Raw genomic sequence first — 15,249 nt, forward strand, 5'->3', positions numbered from 1 at the left:
TAGTGCTAGGGTAATGCGGCTCGGGCTGTGCTGCCCGTGGCGGCGAAACGACATCGAAAGGGGAAGTGCAAATGGGTCGGTCGATCAATCTGGAAGGCAAGGTTGCGCTGGTCACGGGCGCGTCGAGCGGCCTTGGGCAGCGCTTTGCGCAGGTGCTGTCGCAGGCCGGTGCGAAGGTCGTGCTCGCGAGCCGTCGCGTCGAGCGCCTGAAGGAGCTGCGTGCCGAGATCGAGGCGGCGGGCGGCGCCGCGCACGTCGTGTCGCTCGACGTCACCGATGTCCAGAGCATCAAGGCGGCGGTCGCGCACGCGGAGACGGAAGCCGGTACGATCGACATCCTCGTGAACAATTCGGGTGTCTCGACGATGCAGAAGCTCGTCGACGTGACGCCGGAGGATTTCGAGTTCGTATTCGACACCAACACGCGCGGCGCATTTTTCGTCGCGCAGGAAGTCGCGAAGCGGATGATCATGCGCGCGAACGGAAGCGGCAACGGCAAGCCGCCGTGCCGGATCATCAACATTGCGTCGGTGGCCGGCCTGCGCGTGTTTCCGCAGATCGGGCTGTACGCGATGAGCAAGGCCGCGGTCGTGCAGATGACGCGCGCGATGGCGCTCGAATGGGGGCGCCACGGGATCAACGTCAACGCGATCTGTCCGGGCTATATCGATACCGAAATCAATCATTACCTGTGGGAAACCGAGCAGGGCCAGAAGCTGCAGTCGATGCTGCCGCGCCGGCGCGTCGGCAAGCCGCAGGATCTCGACGGGCTGTTGTTGCTGCTCGCGGCCGACGAGTCGCAGTTCATCAATGGCTCGATTATCTCCGCCGACGATGGCTTCGGCCTCGCCTGAGCTGATGACATACCGCAACAAAGAAGACTGCAATGAGCGATTATTCCCCCGTTTTTGAGATGTCGATGCCGATCCGCTGGGGCGACATGGACGCATTCGGCCATGTGAACAACACGGTCTATTTCCGCTACATGGAGCAGGCGCGGATTTCGTGGTTCGAGGCGCTCGGCATTGCCGGCGGCAACGGCGAGGGGCAGGGGCCCGTCATCGTCACGGCGTCGATGGAATTTCTCAAGCAGCTGCACTATCCGGGCGACGTGATCGCGAAGATGTCGGCTGCGAAACCCGGCCGCAGCAGCTTCGACACCGGTTTCGAACTGACGCGCACCGACGATCCGCAGCATGTCTATGCGCGCGGCAATGCACGCTGCGTGTGGGTCGACTACGCGCTCGGCAAGTCGGTGCCGCTGCCCCAGTTGCTGCGCGACACGATCGAGCGCGCGCTCGCGGCGAAGGTCGGCTAAGCGTCGAGTCGGCGAGTCCGGGCCGGCACAAGGTCGCCGGGGCGGCACGCGATACCCGTTGTTTCCCGAATCGGCCGCCGTGTGCGGCCGATTGTCATCCGGGCGCCGTCACTCACTGCCCGAGCAGGCGCTGCAGCAACTCCGGCGTATTGTTGGTCCCATACTTGCGCATCAGCCGTGCGCGGTAGATGTCGACCGTGCGCGAGCTGATGTCCAGCACGCGCCCGATCTGCTTGCTGGTCTTGCCGGTCGCGAGCTGCGCGGCGATCTCACGCTCGCGCGGGGTCAGTTCGACGGCGACCCGGCGCGTCGCGCTCAAATCCTCGAAGGTCCACACACCCGCCGCAAGCGGGGCGGTGCGGTCGATCGCGCGGCCGGTGACGTGGCACCAGAACAGTTCGCCGTCCGCCCGTTTCATGATTCTGTCATCCGAGTAGATGCCGTTCGCGGCCATCACGCGCGCGATGCGCTCGCCGATGCGCTGGAATTCGTCCGTCGACGGGTAGAGCACCTCGTACGACTTCCCGATCAGGTCGGCCCGCGCGCAGCGGAAGATCGACGCGAGCGCGTCGTTGCAGTCCTCGATCACGCGGTCGCGCGACAGCACGAGGCCGAGCGGCGCGAGGTGGAAGGCAGTCTGGTAATCGAGAGCGGGCATGGCGCAGGCAAGCGGAGGCAAACGCTTATGTATTTTTGCGTATTGTGCCGCATCCGCGCCGCATCGTACCCTTTCAGGCATCTCGTGGCGGTTTGCCGCGTTATAAAAACAGCGCGCCTCGACGCAGGCATCGCCGTGCATGCATAGAATGATGCGGCGGGCTTGCGGGCCACGTGGGCGCGTGAACCGGTTTCGCTGGTTTCCATAGAGGAAGGGACAACTGATGAACAAAGTCTATCCAAGCGCGGCTGCCGCGCTGGAAGGGATCGTCCGCGACGGACAGACCTTCGCGGTGGGCGGCTTCGGCCTGTGCGGGATTCCCGAGGCGCTGATCGCGGCGTTGCGCGATACGGGCGTCAAGGGCATCACCTGCATCAGCAACAACGCGGGCGTCGACGGTTTCGGCCTCGGCCTGCTGCTGGAAACGCGCCAGATCAAGAAGATGATCTCGTCGTACGTCGGCGAGAACAAGGAGTTCGAGCGCCAGTACCTGGCCGGCGAACTCGAGCTCGAATTCACGCCGCAAGGCACGCTCGCCGAAAAGCTGCGCGCGGGCGGTGCAGGCATCCCGGCATTCTTCACGAACACGGGCTACGGCACCGTGATCGCGGAAGGCAAGGAAACGCGCCAGTTCGGCGATCGCCACTACGTGCTCGAGCCGTCGCTGACGGCCGATGTCGCGCTCGTGAAGGCCTGGAAGGCCGACAAGTCCGGCAACCTGATCTTTCGCCGCACCGCGCGCAATTTCAACCCGATGTGCGCGATGGCCGGCAAGATCACCGTCGCCGAGGTCGAGGAGATCGTCGAGAACGGCGCGCTCGATCCGGACCACATCCACACGCCGGGGATTTTCGTGCAGCGCATCGTGCTGAACGCGACGCCCGAAAAACGCATCGAACAACGCGTCGTACGCGCCAAAGGAGACTGACATGGCCTGGAATCGTGACCAGATGGCCGCGCGCGCGGCGAAGGAATTGCAGGACGGCTTCTACGTGAATCTCGGCATCGGCTTGCCGACGCTCGTTGCGAACCACGTGCCGGAAGGTGTCGAGGTGTGGCTGCAGTCGGAGAACGGCCTGCTCGGCATCGGCCCGTCGCCGACCGAAGACGAAGTCGACGCCGATCTCATCAACGCCGGCAAGCAGACCGTCACGACGCTGCCGGGTTCGTCGATCTTCTCGTCGGCCGATTCGTTCGCGATGATCCGCGGCGGCCACATCAACCTGGCGATCCTCGGCGCAATGCAGGTCAGCAAGCAGGGCGACCTCGCGAACTGGATGATCCCCGGCAAGATGATCAAGGGGATGGGCGGCGCGATGGATCTCGTCGCCGGCGTCAAGCGCGTCGTCGTGCTGATGGAGCATGTCGCGAAGGGCGACCAGCACAAGATCCTCGAGGAATGCAACCTGCCGCTGACGGGCGTCGGCGTGGTCGACCTGATCATCACCGATCTCGGCGTGATCGAAGTGACGCCGTCCGGCCTGAAGGTGCTTGAACTCGCCGACGGCGTGAGCGTCGACGAGATCCAGGCGAAGACGGGCGCGCCGCTCGACGTCAGCGCGGTCGCATAAGGTTTCGCGCGTACGCGCAGCTTCGACGCCCCGCATGCCGGACGACGGCATGCGGGGCGTTTGTCATGGTGTCATCCGTCCGGCCGATTGTCGGGTGCCCGGCGAGCGGACCCGTGCGGCTGAAGCGGTTTACAATCGTTTGCATCGGGCGTCGCATGCGTTGCCCTGCGCGTCGCCCCCGTTCGACAGGATGCCAACGATGCCAACGACCCCAGCGAATTCCCAGGTTCCTCGCCAGCGGCGCGTGCAGTGTGCGAGCGCGGCCGGCCTTCACCACGTCGCCTATACCGAGTGGGGCGATCCCGCCAACCCGCGCGTGCTGGTCTGCGTGCATGGCCTGACCCGTTCCGGGCGCGATTTCGACCGGCTCGCCGCGGCGCTGTCCGATACGTATCGCGTCGTCTGCCCCGATGTCGTCGGGCGCGGCCAGTCGGACTGGCTCGCCGATCCGCGGCTCTATGCGATCCCGCAATACGTGTCCGACATGGTGACGCTGATCGCGCGGCTCGACGTCGAATCGGTCGACTGGTTCGGCACGTCGATGGGCGGGTTGATCGGCATGGCGTTCGCGGGGCTACCGGGTTCGCCGCTGCGCCGGATGATCGTCAACGACGTCGGCCCGCGCATCGAACCCGAGTCGCTCACGCGCATCGGCGAATATCTCGGCGTGCAGCCGCGCTTTGCGACCCGGCAGGAGGGCATCGACTATCTGACGTCGCTGTCGCTGCCGTTCGGGGCGCTGACTGCCGACGAATGGCGCGAGATCAACGGGCCGCTGCTGCGCGAGCTGCCCGAGGGGGGCTGGACGGTTCGCTACGATCCGCGTATCGCCGAACCGTTCAAGGCGACGACGCCCGAATTGGCGGCGCTCGGCGAGGCCGCGCTGTGGCACGCGATCGAGACGACGAACGCGTCGTTGCTCGTCGTGCGCGGCGAGACGTCCGACCTGCTGTCGCGCGAGACGGTGGCCGAGATGGAGCGTCGCGGCCGGCATGTGACCCATGCCGAGATTCCAGGGGCGGGCCACGCGCCGGCGTTCATCGACGCAAGCCAGATTGCGCTCGCGCGGCGGTTTTTCGTCGAAGGCGGCGCATAAACGCGTCATAATATGCGGTTCGACGGCACGCGGGCCGTGCCGCCGCCCGAATCTCCATCCACTCACGACCGGAACATTCCATGGCAGTCATTCGTCACCACGTCGGGGCCCGTCTCTCCGAAACCGCGATCCACAACGGTACCGTGTATCTGGCCGGCCAGATCGCCGAAGACACCACGCAGGACATCAGGGGCCAGACGCGCGAAGTGCTCGGCCACATCGATCGCCTGCTCGCTGAAGCGAACAGCGACAAGGCGCATCTGCTGTCGGTTCAGATCTACATCTCGGATCTGGCGAACTTCGAAGGCATGAATGCGGAGTGGGATGCATGGGTCGCGCAGGGCAATACGCCGCCGCGCGCCACCGTCGAGGCGAAGCTCGCGGATCCCGCGCTGCTCGTCGAGATCGTGGTCGTCGCCGCGCAGCGGAGCTGAACTGAACGTCACCCGACGATGATCGCATTTCGCCAGGCCGAGCAATGACCGAGTCCGTTTCCGCCTCCCCCGTCGCGGCGCCGTCGTTCGACGACGTGCTCGCGTTCGTGCGCGAGCGGGCCGGCGACGTGCGCCTGTCGTCGGGCGAACTGCTCGCGGATCACTCGGCGGGCACGGCGTCGATCATGCGCACGCTGAATGTCGATCCGTCCGCGATGCAGGCGGCCGCGCTGTTCGTGCTGACGCCGCACCTGAGCGACCCCGAACGCGAGCTCACCGAGCGTTTCGGCGACGAAGTGGCGCGGCTCGTGTCCGACGTGCGCAAGCTGTTGCGGCTCGGTACCGTCAGCCTGCGTGCCGCGCAGAACGCGGGGGCCGACGCCGGGCGCGATGCGGCCGAAGAGCGGCGCACGCAGATCGAGGCGCTGCGCAAGATGCTGCTGGCGTTCGCACAGGACATCCGCGTCGTGCTGATCCGGCTCGCGTCGCGCTTGCAGTCGCTGCGCTACTACGCGGCCGCGAAGATCGACCCGCCGCCCGACGTCGCGCGCGAGACGCTCGAGATCTACGCGCCGCTCGCGAACCGTCTCGGCATCTGGCAGTTGAAGTGGGAGCTCGAGGATCTCGCGTTCCGCTTCGAGGATCCCGTCACCTACAAGCGGATCGCGAAGCTGCTCGACGAGAAACGCATCGAGCGCGAAGCGTACGTCACGCAGGCGATCGACCGGTTGCAGCAAGAGCTGGCGGATGCGCACATCCAGGCCGACGTGAGCGGCCGGCCGAAGCATATCTACAGCATCTGGCGCAAGATGCGCGGCAAGGAACTCGACTTCTCCGAGCTGTACGACGTGCGCGCGTTTCGCGTGATCGTGCCGGACATCAAGGATTGCTACGCGGTGCTCGGCATCGTGCATCACCTGTGGCAGCCGGTGCCGAAGGAATTCGACGACTACATCTCGCGACCGAAGCCGAACGGCTACAAGTCGCTGCACACGGTCGTGATCGGCGACGATGGCCGTGCGTTCGAAGTGCAGATCCGCACGCAGGAGATGCACCGTTTCGCCGAGTACGGCGTCGCCGCGCACTGGCGCTACAAGGAAGCCGGCGCGCGCGGCTACGGCGGCCAGTTCTCGGCAAGCGACAAGTACGACGAGAAGATTGCATGGCTGCGCCAGCTGCTCGCGTGGAAGGATGACGTCGAGGACGGTGCGGAAAAGTCCGGCGACAAGGCGTGGGCGCAATTGCGCGAGACGTCGCTCGACGACGATCACATCTACGTACTGACGCCGCAGGCACGCGTGATCGCGTTGCCGCAGGGCGCGACGCCGGTCGATTTCGCATACCACCTGCACAGCGAGCTGGGTCATCGCTGCCGTGGCGCCCGCGTCGACGGCGCGATGGTGCCGCTCAATACGCCGCTCGCAAACGGCCAGACGGTCGAGATCGTCGCGGTGAAGGAGGGCGGGCCGTCGCGCGACTGGCTGAACCTGCAGCTCGGCTATATGAAGAGCCCGCGCGCGCGTCAGAAAGTGCGTGCGTGGTTCAACTCGATCGAGCAGGAAGAAAACGTCGCGCATGGCCGCGCGCTCGTCGAAAAGACGCTGCAACGCGAGGGCAAGACGTCGGTCAGCCTGGATAATCTCGCCGCGAAGCTCGGCTTCAAGTCGCCCGAGGAGTTGTTCTCGGTCGTCGGCAAGGAAGAGTTCAGCCTGCGCAATGTCGAGCACGCGCTGTCCGATGCGCCGCCGCCCGAGCCGGCGCCCGAAGCGCCTGCCGATTTCGAGAAGCGCAGCAGCGGCGCGAGCGTCGCGCATGGCGCGTCGACCGGTGTGCTGGTCGTGGGCGTCGACGCGCTGCTGACCCAGCTCGCGCGCTGCTGCCGTCCGGCGCCGCCCGATCCGATCAGCGGTTTCGTCACGCGCGGCAAGGGGATGTCGATCCACCGCGCCGATTGCCCGACGTTCCGCCGTATGGTCGAGCGCGCGCCGGAGCGCGTGCTGCAGACGACCTGGTCGGCCGACGTGCTCGGCGGGCGCGGTGCGTCGGTCTATCCGGTCGACCTGATGATCGAGGCGAGCGACCGGCAAGGGTTGCTGCGCGACATCTCCGAAGTGTTTGCGCGCGAGAAGATGAACGTCGTGGGCGTGAAGACGCAGAGCCGCCGCAATGCGGCATTCATGCAGTTCACGGTCGAGGTGTCGAATTCGGCGCAGGTGCAGCGCGCGTGCACGCTGCTCGGCGAGGTGCAGGGCGTCGTGCGGGCGGGGCGGAAGGCCTGAAGTGGGGCTCGAACACCGTTATTTTGCTGCGACCGCATAAAAATACTTGCCAAGCGGGTAAGGGCTCTATATAATCTTAGCTTCACTAGGCTCGTAGCTCAGCTGGTTAGAGCACCACCTTGACATGGTGGGGGTCGTTGGTTCGAGTCCAATCGAGCCTACCAACGAATTGAGAATGCCCGCTTGCCGGGTGTTCGATGCAGCAAATAACTCAACGCGAACAAGGCGAATACGGTTATGACACCGCGAACGTTGACCGAAACTTTTTCGGAGCGACGCTAGTCGAGGAACCCTTTCGCCCTTTCAGTTTGAGTGAAGTATCGAATGCGGCCCCTCGAAAGCGGGGCCGCATTTTTTTTGTCGTGAAATTTTCCCGCGTGATTTTTATATCGCGTACCTGGTCTGCCGCCCACTGTCGGCATCACGGAGATTGCTATGGTTTCGATACGCTTGCCTGACGGCTCAGTTCGACAATACGAGCATCCGGTGACAGTTGCCGAGGTTGCAGCCTCGATCGGTCCCGGCCTTGCGAAGGCTGCGCTTGGTGGCAAGCTCGATGGCGAGCTCGTCGATACGTCGGCCGTGATCGACCGCGACGCGTCGCTCGCGATCGTGACCGACAAGGACGCCGACGGCCTCGACATCATCCGTCACTCGACGGCGCACTTGCTCGCGTACGCGGTGAAGGAACTGTATCCGGACGCGCAGGTGACGATCGGCCCGGTGATCGACAACGGTTTCTATTACGACTTCTCGTACAACCGCCCGTTTACGCCCGAAGATCTGGAAAAGATCGAAAAGCGCATGCAGGAGCTCGCGAAGAAGGACGAGCCCGTGACGCGCCGAGTCGTGTCGCGTGACGAAGCGGCGGGCTACTTCCGCAGCATCGGCGAGAAGTACAAGGCCGAGATCATCGAGTCGATTCCGCAAAGCGACGAAATCAAGCTGTATTCGCACGGCGGCTTTACCGATCTGTGCCGCGGCCCGCACGTGCCGTCCACCGGCAAGCTGAAGGTCTTCAAGCTGATGAAGGTCGCCGGCGCGTACTGGCGCGGCGATTCGAAGAATGAGCAGCTGCAGCGCATCTACGGCACGGCCTGGACGAAGAAGGAAGACCAGGACCAGTACCTGCACATGCTCGAGGAAGCGGAAAAGCGCGACCACCGCAAGCTCGGCAAGCAGCTCGACCTGTTCCACATGCAGGAAGAGTCGCCGGGCATGGTGTTCTGGCATCCGAAGGGCTGGGCGCTGTGGCAGCAGGTCGAGCAGTACATGCGCCGCCGCGTGAACGAAGCCGGCTACCTCGAGATCAAGACGCCGATGATCATGGACCGCTCGCTGTGGGAAGCGTCGGGTCACTGGCAGAACTACCGCGAGAACATGTTCACGACGGAGTCGGAGAAGCGCGACTACGCGATCAAGCCGATGAACTGCCCGGGCCACGTCCAGGTGTTCAAGCACGGCCTGCGCTCGTACCGCGACCTGCCGCTGCGTTACGCGGAATTCGGTTCGTGCCACCGCAACGAGGCATCGGGCGCGCTGCACGGCCTGATGCGCGTGCGCGGCTTCGTGCAGGACGATGCGCACATCTTCTGTACGGAAGACCAGTTCATCTCGGAATCGATCGCGTTCAACACGCTGGCGATGAGCGTGTACAAGGACTTCGGTTTCGATCACATCGACATCAAGCTGTCGCTGCGCCCGGAGCAGCGCGCGGGTACGGACGAGACCTGGGATCGCGCCGAGCAGGGCCTGCGCGACGCGCTGACGGCGTGCGGCCTCACGTGGGAAGAGCTGCCGGGTGAAGGCGCGTTCTACGGTCCGAAGATCGAGTACCACATCAAGGATGCGCTCGGCCGTTCGTGGCAGTGCGGCACGCTGCAGCTCGACATGGTGCTGCCGGAGCGCCTCGGCGCCGAGTATGTCGCGGATGACAGCAGCCGTCGCCGTCCGGTGATGCTGCACCGTGCGATCGTCGGTTCGATGGAGCGTTTCCTCGGCATTTTGATCGAGCACCACGCTGGTGCGATGCCGGCCTGGCTCGCGCCGTTACAGGCAGTTGTGCTCAATATCGCCGAAAGTCAGGCCGAATATGCGCAATCTCTGGCCCAATCGTTGCAAAAACAAGGGGTTAGAGTGACGGCCGATTTGCGCAATGAGAAGATTAGCTATAAAATACGCGAGCACACGCTGGAAAAGGTGCCTTATCTCCTCGTCGTGGGGGACAAGGAGCGTGATGCGCAAACGGTAGCCGTGCGTGCCCGTGGCGGCGTCGATCTTGGCGTGATGCCGGTCGAAGCCTTCGTTGAGCGTCTGCAGGAAGACCTGCGCTCGTTCAAGTAACCGCCCTGGCAGCGCGGCTCGTTTTTTTAATTTTTAGAGGAAACGTAACATCGCTACTGATAAGTCGTCGCACCGCATCAACGGTGAAATCACTGCGCCGGAAGTGCGCCTGGTCGGGATCGAGAACGAACCGCTCGGTATCGTAAAACTCGCTGATGCTTTCCGTAAATCGGAAGAACTGGATGTTGACCTGGTGGAAATCGCGCCGCAAGCGGTTCCCCCGGTTTGCCGTCTGATGGATTACGGCAAGTTCAAGTACCAGGAGTCGAAGAAGCAGCACGAAGCGAAGCTGAAGCAGAAGGTCATCCAGGTCAAGGAAGTCAAGTTCCGCCCGGGTACCGATGACGGTGACTACAACGTCAAGCTCCGCAATCTCGTGCGCTTCCTCGAAGAAGGCGACAAGACGAAGATCACGTTGCGTTTCCGCGGCCGCGAAATGGCTCACCAGGAAATCGGTATGCGGATGCTTGAGCGTCTGCGCACGGATCTCGAGGAAGTCGGCCAGGTCGAGCAGATGCCGAAGATGGAAGGGCGCCAGATGATCATGGTGCTCTCGCCGAAGAAAAAGAAGTAACGGGCCCGCGCGCGTCGCGCGCAGGTTCGCAGAGGTTCGGCGCGTTGCCCGGTCAGGGCGGCGCGCCAGCAATGACGGCGGCTGCGCAAGCGGTTTGCCGTACACAAGTGGACTGGGTTTCGAAGGGCGGGTCAAGGGCGCAAGCCAACCGCACACCCATCGCCATCTAATAAACTGGAGTTGTTCGTCATGCCTAAGATGAAGACCAAGAAGAGTGCTGCAAAGCGCTTCGTGGTGCGTCCGGGCGGTACCGTCAAGCGCGGTCAAGCCTTCAAGCGTCACATCCTGACCAAGAAAACCACGAAGAACAAGCGTCACCTGCGCGGCGCAACGGCAGTTCATGATTCCGATCTGAACTCCGTCCGCGCGATGCTGCCGTTCGCGTAACCCCTAACTGATACTCTAAGGAGAGAAACATGCCTCGAGTCAAACGTGGGGTAACCGCACGGGCCCGCCACAAGAAGATCATCAACCTGGCCAAGGGTTATCGCGGCCGCCGCAATAACGTCTACCGCATCGCCAAGCAGGCGGTGATGCGCGCTGGTCAGTACGCGTACCGCGATCGCCGCAACAAGAAGCGTGTGTTCCGCGCACTGTGGATCACGCGTATCAACGCGGCAGTTCGCCAGCACGACATGACCTACAGCGTGTTCATCAACGGCCTGAAGAAGGCGTCGATCGAACTCGACCGTAAGGTTCTGGCCGACATGGCGGTGTTCGACAAGGCTGCTTTTGCTGCGATCGTCAAGCAGGTGAAAGCCGCCGTTGCAGCCTAATTGCGAAATTAGCACTGCGTGGTTAGTTGCAGCGAGGTTCCGGTAGTCTCGGCCGCTGCAGCGAAAACGGGGCTCTTCCGAGCCCCTTTTTTGTTTGGTGGGCGATTTCGCTCGCCAAGACCGAATGACGTTGGAAATGATGGGATCTATGGATCTGGACCAGATTGTCGCCGACGCGCAGCAGTCCTTCGAACAGGCTGCCGACATCACCACGCTCGAAAACGAGAAAGCACGATTTCTCGGCAAGTCGGGTGCGCTGACCGAGTTGCTGAAGGGCCTCGGCAAGCTCGATCCCGAAGCACGCAAGACCGAAGGCGCACGCATCAACGTCGCGAAGCAGCAGGTTGAAGCCGCGCTGACCGCCCGTCGCCAGGCACTGGCCGACGCGCTGCTGAATCAGCGCCTCACTGCCGAAGCGATCGACGTGACGTTGCCGGGCCGCGGCGCCGGTGCAGGCAGCCTGCACCCCGTGATGCGCACGTGGGAGCGTGTCGAACAGATTTTCGGCTCGATCGGTTTCGATGTGGCCGACGGCCCCGAAATCGAGACCGACTGGTACAACTTCACGTCGCTGAACAGCCCGGAGAACCATCCGGCGCGTTCGATGCAGGACACCTTCTACGTCGAAGGCAAGGATGCCGACGGCCGCCAGCTGCTGCTGCGCACGCACACGAGCCCGATGCAGGTGCGTTACGCGCGCATGAACCGTCCGCCGATCAAGGTGATCGCGCCGGGCCGCACGTATCGCGTCGACAGCGATGCGACCCACTCGCCGATGTTCAATCAGGTCGAGGGGCTGTGGATCGACGAAAACATCAGCTTCGCCGACCTCAAGGGCGTCTATACCGACTTCCTGAAAAAATTCTTCGAGCGCGACGACATTCTCGTGCGCTTCCGTCCGTCGTATTTCCCGTTCACGGAACCGTCGGCCGAGATCGACATGATGTTCGAGCAAGGCAAGAACGCCGGCAAGTGGCTCGAGATCTCTGGTTCGGGGCAGGTGCATCCGACCGTGATTCGCAACATGGGCCTCGATCCCGAGCGCTACATCGGCTTTGCGTTCGGCAGCGGCCTCGAGCGCCTGACGATGCTGCGCTACGGCGTCCAGGATCTCCGGCTGTTCTTCGAGAACGACCTGCGTTTCCTGCGCCAGTTCGCGTAACGCCGCGCGCCGCGCCGACCTGTGCCCGTGCACGCCCCGACGGACATTTCCGAGGGGCCCGGGCGTCGATCTAACCTGTTTCGAACGTAGACATCCATGCAATTCCCTGAATCCTGGTTGAGAACCTTTGTCGACCCGCAGCTGACGACCGACGAACTGTCGCACGCGCTGACGATGGCGGGGCTCGAAGTCGAATCGCTGAGCAAGGCTGCGCCGCCGACGTCGAAGATCGTCGTCGGCCGCGTGCTCGAAGTCGTCAAGCATCCGGATGCGGACAAGCTCAATGTCTGCCAGGTCGACGCCGGCACCGGCGCGACGCTGAATATCGTCTGCGGCGCACCGAACGTCGCGCCCGGCATCAAGGTGCCGGTCGCGCTGGTCGGCGCGGAACTGCCGCCGGCAGAAGAGGGCGGCAAGCCGTTCGCGATCAAGCTGTCGAAGCTGCGCGGCGTGGAGAGCCAGGGGATGCTGTGCTCGGCACGCGAGCTGAAGCTGTCCGAGGACCACAGCGGCCTGATGGTGCTGCCGGAAGACACGCCGGTCGGCCAGGACATCCGCGAGACGCTCAATCTCGACGACACGATCTTCGAAATCAAGCTGACGCCGAACAAGGCGGATTGCCTGTCCGTGTTCGGCATCGCCCGCGAGACGGCTGCGATCACCGGCGCACCACTGACGCCGGTCGACATCCGCCCGGTGCGCGTCGAACTCGACGAAACGCTGCCGGTGCGCATTGCCGCGCCCGATCTGTGCGGCCGCTTCTCGGGTCGCGTGATCCGCGGCGTGAACGCGCATGCGAAGACCCCGCAGTGGATGGTCGAGCGCCTCGAGCGTTCCGGCCAGCGCAGCGTGTCGGCGCTCGTCGACATCTCGAACTACGTGATGTTCGAGCTCGGCCGCCCGTCGCACGTGTTCGATCTCGACAAGATCCACGGCGGCATCGAGGTGCGCTGGGGCAAGCGCGGCGAATCGCTGAAGCTGCTCAACGGCAACACGGTCGAACTCGACGAAACGGTCGGCGTGATTTCGGACGACCGTCAGGTCGAAAGCCTGGCCGGCATCATGGGCGGTGACAGCACGGCCGTCACGCTCGATACGACCAACATCTATCTGGAAGCCGCATTCTGGTGGCCGGACAGCATCCGCGGCCGCGCGCGCAAGTACAACTTCTCGACCGATGCGGCGCATCGCTTCGAGCGCGGCGTCGACTACGCGACGACCGTCGAGCACGTCGAGCGCATCACGCAACTGATTCTCGAGATCTGCGGCGGCAAGGCCGGCCCGGTCGACGATCAGTCCGTGAACCTGCCGCAGCGCGCGCCGGTGAAGATGCGCGTGTCGCGCGCGAACCGCATCATCGGCGTGCAGATCGGCGCCGACGAGATCGCCAGCATCTTCACGCGCCTCGGGCTGCCGTTCGAGCGTGAAGACGACGCATTCCTCGTCACGCCGCCGTCGCATCGCTTCGACATCGAGATCGAGGAAGACCTGATCGAGGAAGTGGCGCGCATCTACGGCTTCGAAAAGATCCCGGCGCGTCCGCCGGTCGCCACGAGCGAAATGCGCGCGACCCACGAGACGCGGCGCTCGATCCACGACATCCGTCACGCGCTCGCCGCGCGCGACTATGCGGAAACCGTCAACTTCAGTTTCGTCGATGCGGAGTGGGAGCAGGATTTCGCGGGCAACGACCATCCGATTCGCCTGCTGAACCCGATCGCGAGCCAGCTGTCGGTGATGCGCACGACGCTGTTCGGCAGCCTGATTTCCGTGCTGCGCCACAACCTGAACCGCCGCGCGGATCGCGTGCGCGTGTTCGAGGCCGGCCGCGTGTTCCTCACCGATACGGCGGCGAAGGCCGGCGAGCTGACGGTCGAGGGCTACGTGCAGCCGAAGCGCGTCGGTGCGCTTGCGTACGGTCCGGCGCTCGACGAGCAATGGGGCACGGCAACCCGCGCGGTCGATTTCTTCGACGTGAAGGGCGATCTCGAGGCACTGCTCGCGCCCGCAACCGCACGCTTCGTGAAGGCGGAGCATCCGGCCCTCCATCCGGGCCGCAGCGCGCGCATCGAAGTCGATGGCCGTGCGGTCGGCTGGATCGGCGAACTGCACCCGCGCCTGATGCAGAAGTACGAGCTGCCGCACGCGCCGGTGATGTTCGAGGTGGACGCGGACGCGCTGATTGCACGTGCGTTGCCCGCGCCGACCGACGTATCGAAATTCCCGCCGGTTCGTCGCGATATCGCCGTTGTCGTCGATCAGGCGGTCGAGGTTCAGGCACTTTTCGACGAAATGAAGAAGGCGCTTGCCGAAGAGGCCTGCCGATTCGTTCAGAAGGTTGTACTCTTCGACGAATTTCGTGCAAAATCAAATACTTCCGGTGGACTTGCCGCGCACGAGAAGAGCCTTGCCTTCCGCGTGACGCTGCAGGACGCGGCTGGCACGCTACAGGACGAGGTCGTCGATCAGGCGATCCAGACGCTGGTCGAGCGGATGGCTCGTGCCGGTGCGCGCCTGCGCGGCTAAGGAGGAGGTCCGCCCGCTCGCGGGCGGCCTTTTCCGATCGTAAGTTTTGATTTAACGCGCTGTATGGCAGATATGAACGACATGACCTCGAGTGAATTCGAAGCCCTCCTGACGGCGCAACGCAGCGCCATGAACCGCGACGCTTCGGCGCCGGCGTCTACCGAGACGCCCACGCTGACGAAGGCGGAACTGGCGGAGCTGCTGTTCGACAGCGTCGGGCTGAACAAGCGTGAAGCGAAGGACATGGTCGAGGCGTTTTTCGAGGTGATCCGTGACGCGCTCGAAAACGGCGAGAGCGTCAAGCTGTCGGGGTTCGGCAATTTCCAGTTGCGCGACAAGCCGCAGCGCCCGGGCCGCAATCCGAAGACGGGCGAGGCGATTCCGATCGCGGCCCGCCGGGTGGTAACCTTCCACGCGAGCCAGAAGCTGAAGGCGCTGGTCGAAAACGGCGCGGAGTAAGCCCCGCGCGCTGACGTCTCCGCGCGGCCGCCGCGCACCCTTTACCGACGGTT

General features: G+C 64.0%; 15 protein-coding genes and 1 tRNA gene. 15 read left to right on the top strand and 1 reads right to left on the bottom strand.

Features of this window, described 5'->3' with window-relative positions; genetic code table 11:
- The first annotated feature begins 71 nt into the window (after positions 1 to 71).
- Positions 72 to 854, top strand: coding sequence for an SDR family oxidoreductase (locus CFB47_RS08660; protein ID WP_089439872.1), 783 nt, complete (start codon positions 72 to 74; stop codon positions 852 to 854).
- A gap of 32 nt (positions 855 to 886) precedes the next feature.
- Positions 887 to 1,318, top strand: a complete 432-nt coding sequence (locus tag CFB47_RS08665) for a thioesterase family protein (protein WP_089460964.1) — start codon at positions 887 to 889, stop codon at positions 1,316 to 1,318.
- 112 nt (positions 1,319 to 1,430) lie between these two features.
- Here the strand turns inward: CFB47_RS08665 and CFB47_RS08670 are convergent, their stop codons facing one another.
- On the bottom strand, positions 1,431 to 1,976 hold the full coding sequence (locus CFB47_RS08670) for a LuxR C-terminal-related transcriptional regulator (RefSeq protein WP_089425197.1): 546 nt from the start codon (positions 1,974 to 1,976) through the stop codon (positions 1,431 to 1,433).
- 223 nt (positions 1,977 to 2,199) lie between these two features.
- Between CFB47_RS08670 and CFB47_RS08675 the strand changes: the two genes are divergently transcribed.
- From CFB47_RS08675 to CFB47_RS08740, 13 genes are all read left to right on the top strand, one after another.
- The gene (locus CFB47_RS08675) at positions 2,200 to 2,904 is read left to right on the top strand and encodes a CoA transferase subunit A (protein ID WP_089439874.1); all 705 of its coding nucleotides are present in this window, start codon (positions 2,200 to 2,202) and stop codon (positions 2,902 to 2,904) included.
- Between the two features lies 1 nt (position 2,905).
- Complete coding sequence (locus CFB47_RS08680) at positions 2,906 to 3,547, top strand: CoA transferase subunit B (protein WP_089439875.1); 642 nt, start codon at positions 2,906 to 2,908, stop codon at positions 3,545 to 3,547.
- A 199-nt stretch (positions 3,548 to 3,746) separates the two neighbouring features.
- Positions 3,747 to 4,643, top strand: coding sequence for an alpha/beta fold hydrolase (locus CFB47_RS08685; RefSeq protein ID WP_089430982.1), 897 nt, complete (start codon positions 3,747 to 3,749; stop codon positions 4,641 to 4,643).
- An 80-nt stretch (positions 4,644 to 4,723) separates the two neighbouring features.
- Entirely contained in the window at positions 4,724 to 5,077 is a 354-nt protein-coding gene (locus CFB47_RS08690; protein WP_027784253.1) for a RidA family protein, read from the top strand.
- Positions 5,078 to 5,121: 44 nt separating this feature from the next.
- On the top strand, positions 5,122 to 7,356 hold the full coding sequence (locus CFB47_RS08695) for a bifunctional (p)ppGpp synthetase/guanosine-3',5'-bis(diphosphate) 3'-pyrophosphohydrolase (protein ID WP_089460965.1): 2,235 nt from the start codon (positions 5,122 to 5,124) through the stop codon (positions 7,354 to 7,356).
- 87 nt (positions 7,357 to 7,443) lie between these two features.
- Positions 7,444 to 7,520: transfer RNA gene (locus tag CFB47_RS08700), tRNA-Val, on the top strand.
- Positions 7,521 to 7,791: 271 nt separating this feature from the next.
- Positions 7,792 to 9,699: a threonine--tRNA ligase gene (thrS, locus tag CFB47_RS08710; RefSeq protein ID WP_089460966.1), complete on the top strand. Its 1,908-nt coding sequence runs from the start codon at positions 7,792 to 7,794 to the stop codon at positions 9,697 to 9,699.
- Positions 9,700 to 9,748: 49 nt separating this feature from the next.
- Positions 9,749 to 10,273: a translation initiation factor IF-3 gene (gene infC, locus CFB47_RS08715; protein WP_071734130.1), complete on the top strand. Its 525-nt coding sequence runs from the start codon at positions 9,749 to 9,751 to the stop codon at positions 10,271 to 10,273.
- A 189-nt stretch (positions 10,274 to 10,462) separates the two neighbouring features.
- Positions 10,463 to 10,660, top strand: coding sequence for a 50S ribosomal protein L35 (gene rpmI / locus CFB47_RS08720; protein WP_004191477.1), 198 nt, complete (start codon positions 10,463 to 10,465; stop codon positions 10,658 to 10,660).
- Between the two features lie 29 nt (positions 10,661 to 10,689).
- On the top strand, positions 10,690 to 11,049 hold the full coding sequence (gene rplT, locus CFB47_RS08725) for a 50S ribosomal protein L20 (protein ID WP_004192938.1): 360 nt from the start codon (positions 10,690 to 10,692) through the stop codon (positions 11,047 to 11,049).
- A 148-nt stretch (positions 11,050 to 11,197) separates the two neighbouring features.
- Entirely contained in the window at positions 11,198 to 12,211 is a 1,014-nt protein-coding gene (pheS, locus tag CFB47_RS08730) for a phenylalanine--tRNA ligase subunit alpha (protein WP_006486107.1), read from the top strand.
- 96 nt (positions 12,212 to 12,307) lie between these two features.
- Entirely contained in the window at positions 12,308 to 14,737 is a 2,430-nt protein-coding gene (pheT, locus tag CFB47_RS08735; protein WP_089460967.1) for a phenylalanine--tRNA ligase subunit beta, read from the top strand.
- A gap of 72 nt (positions 14,738 to 14,809) precedes the next feature.
- Positions 14,810 to 15,196, top strand: coding sequence for an integration host factor subunit alpha (locus tag CFB47_RS08740; RefSeq protein WP_006486093.1), 387 nt, complete (start codon positions 14,810 to 14,812; stop codon positions 15,194 to 15,196).
- The last annotated feature ends 53 nt before the right edge of the window (positions 15,197 to 15,249 follow it).

It is taken from the genome of Burkholderia sp. AU27893 (assembly GCF_002223205.1).
Taxonomy (GTDB): Bacteria; Pseudomonadota; Gammaproteobacteria; order Burkholderiales; family Burkholderiaceae; genus Burkholderia.

Coding starts and splice junctions, on each gene's coding strand:
- CFB47_RS08660 (WP_089439872.1), top strand. CDS start 72: ATGGGTCGGTCGATCAATCTGGAAGGCAAGGTTGCGCTGGTCACGGGC.
- CFB47_RS08665 (WP_089460964.1), top strand. CDS start 887: ATGAGCGATTATTCCCCCGTTTTTGAGATGTCGATGCCGATCCGCTGG.
- CFB47_RS08670 (WP_089425197.1), bottom strand. CDS start 1,976: ATGCCCGCTCTCGATTACCAGACTGCCTTCCACCTCGCGCCGCTCGGC.
- CFB47_RS08675 (WP_089439874.1), top strand. CDS start 2,200: ATGAACAAAGTCTATCCAAGCGCGGCTGCCGCGCTGGAAGGGATCGTC.
- CFB47_RS08680 (WP_089439875.1), top strand. CDS start 2,906: ATGGCCTGGAATCGTGACCAGATGGCCGCGCGCGCGGCGAAGGAATTG.
- CFB47_RS08685 (WP_089430982.1), top strand. CDS start 3,747: ATGCCAACGACCCCAGCGAATTCCCAGGTTCCTCGCCAGCGGCGCGTG.
- CFB47_RS08690 (WP_027784253.1), top strand. CDS start 4,724: ATGGCAGTCATTCGTCACCACGTCGGGGCCCGTCTCTCCGAAACCGCG.
- CFB47_RS08695 (WP_089460965.1), top strand. CDS start 5,122: ATGACCGAGTCCGTTTCCGCCTCCCCCGTCGCGGCGCCGTCGTTCGAC.
- thrS (WP_089460966.1), top strand. CDS start 7,792: ATGGTTTCGATACGCTTGCCTGACGGCTCAGTTCGACAATACGAGCAT.
- rpmI (WP_004191477.1), top strand. CDS start 10,463: ATGCCTAAGATGAAGACCAAGAAGAGTGCTGCAAAGCGCTTCGTGGTG.
- rplT (WP_004192938.1), top strand. CDS start 10,690: ATGCCTCGAGTCAAACGTGGGGTAACCGCACGGGCCCGCCACAAGAAG.
- pheS (WP_006486107.1), top strand. CDS start 11,198: ATGGATCTGGACCAGATTGTCGCCGACGCGCAGCAGTCCTTCGAACAG.
- pheT (WP_089460967.1), top strand. CDS start 12,308: ATGCAATTCCCTGAATCCTGGTTGAGAACCTTTGTCGACCCGCAGCTG.
- CFB47_RS08740 (WP_006486093.1), top strand. CDS start 14,810: ATGAACGACATGACCTCGAGTGAATTCGAAGCCCTCCTGACGGCGCAA.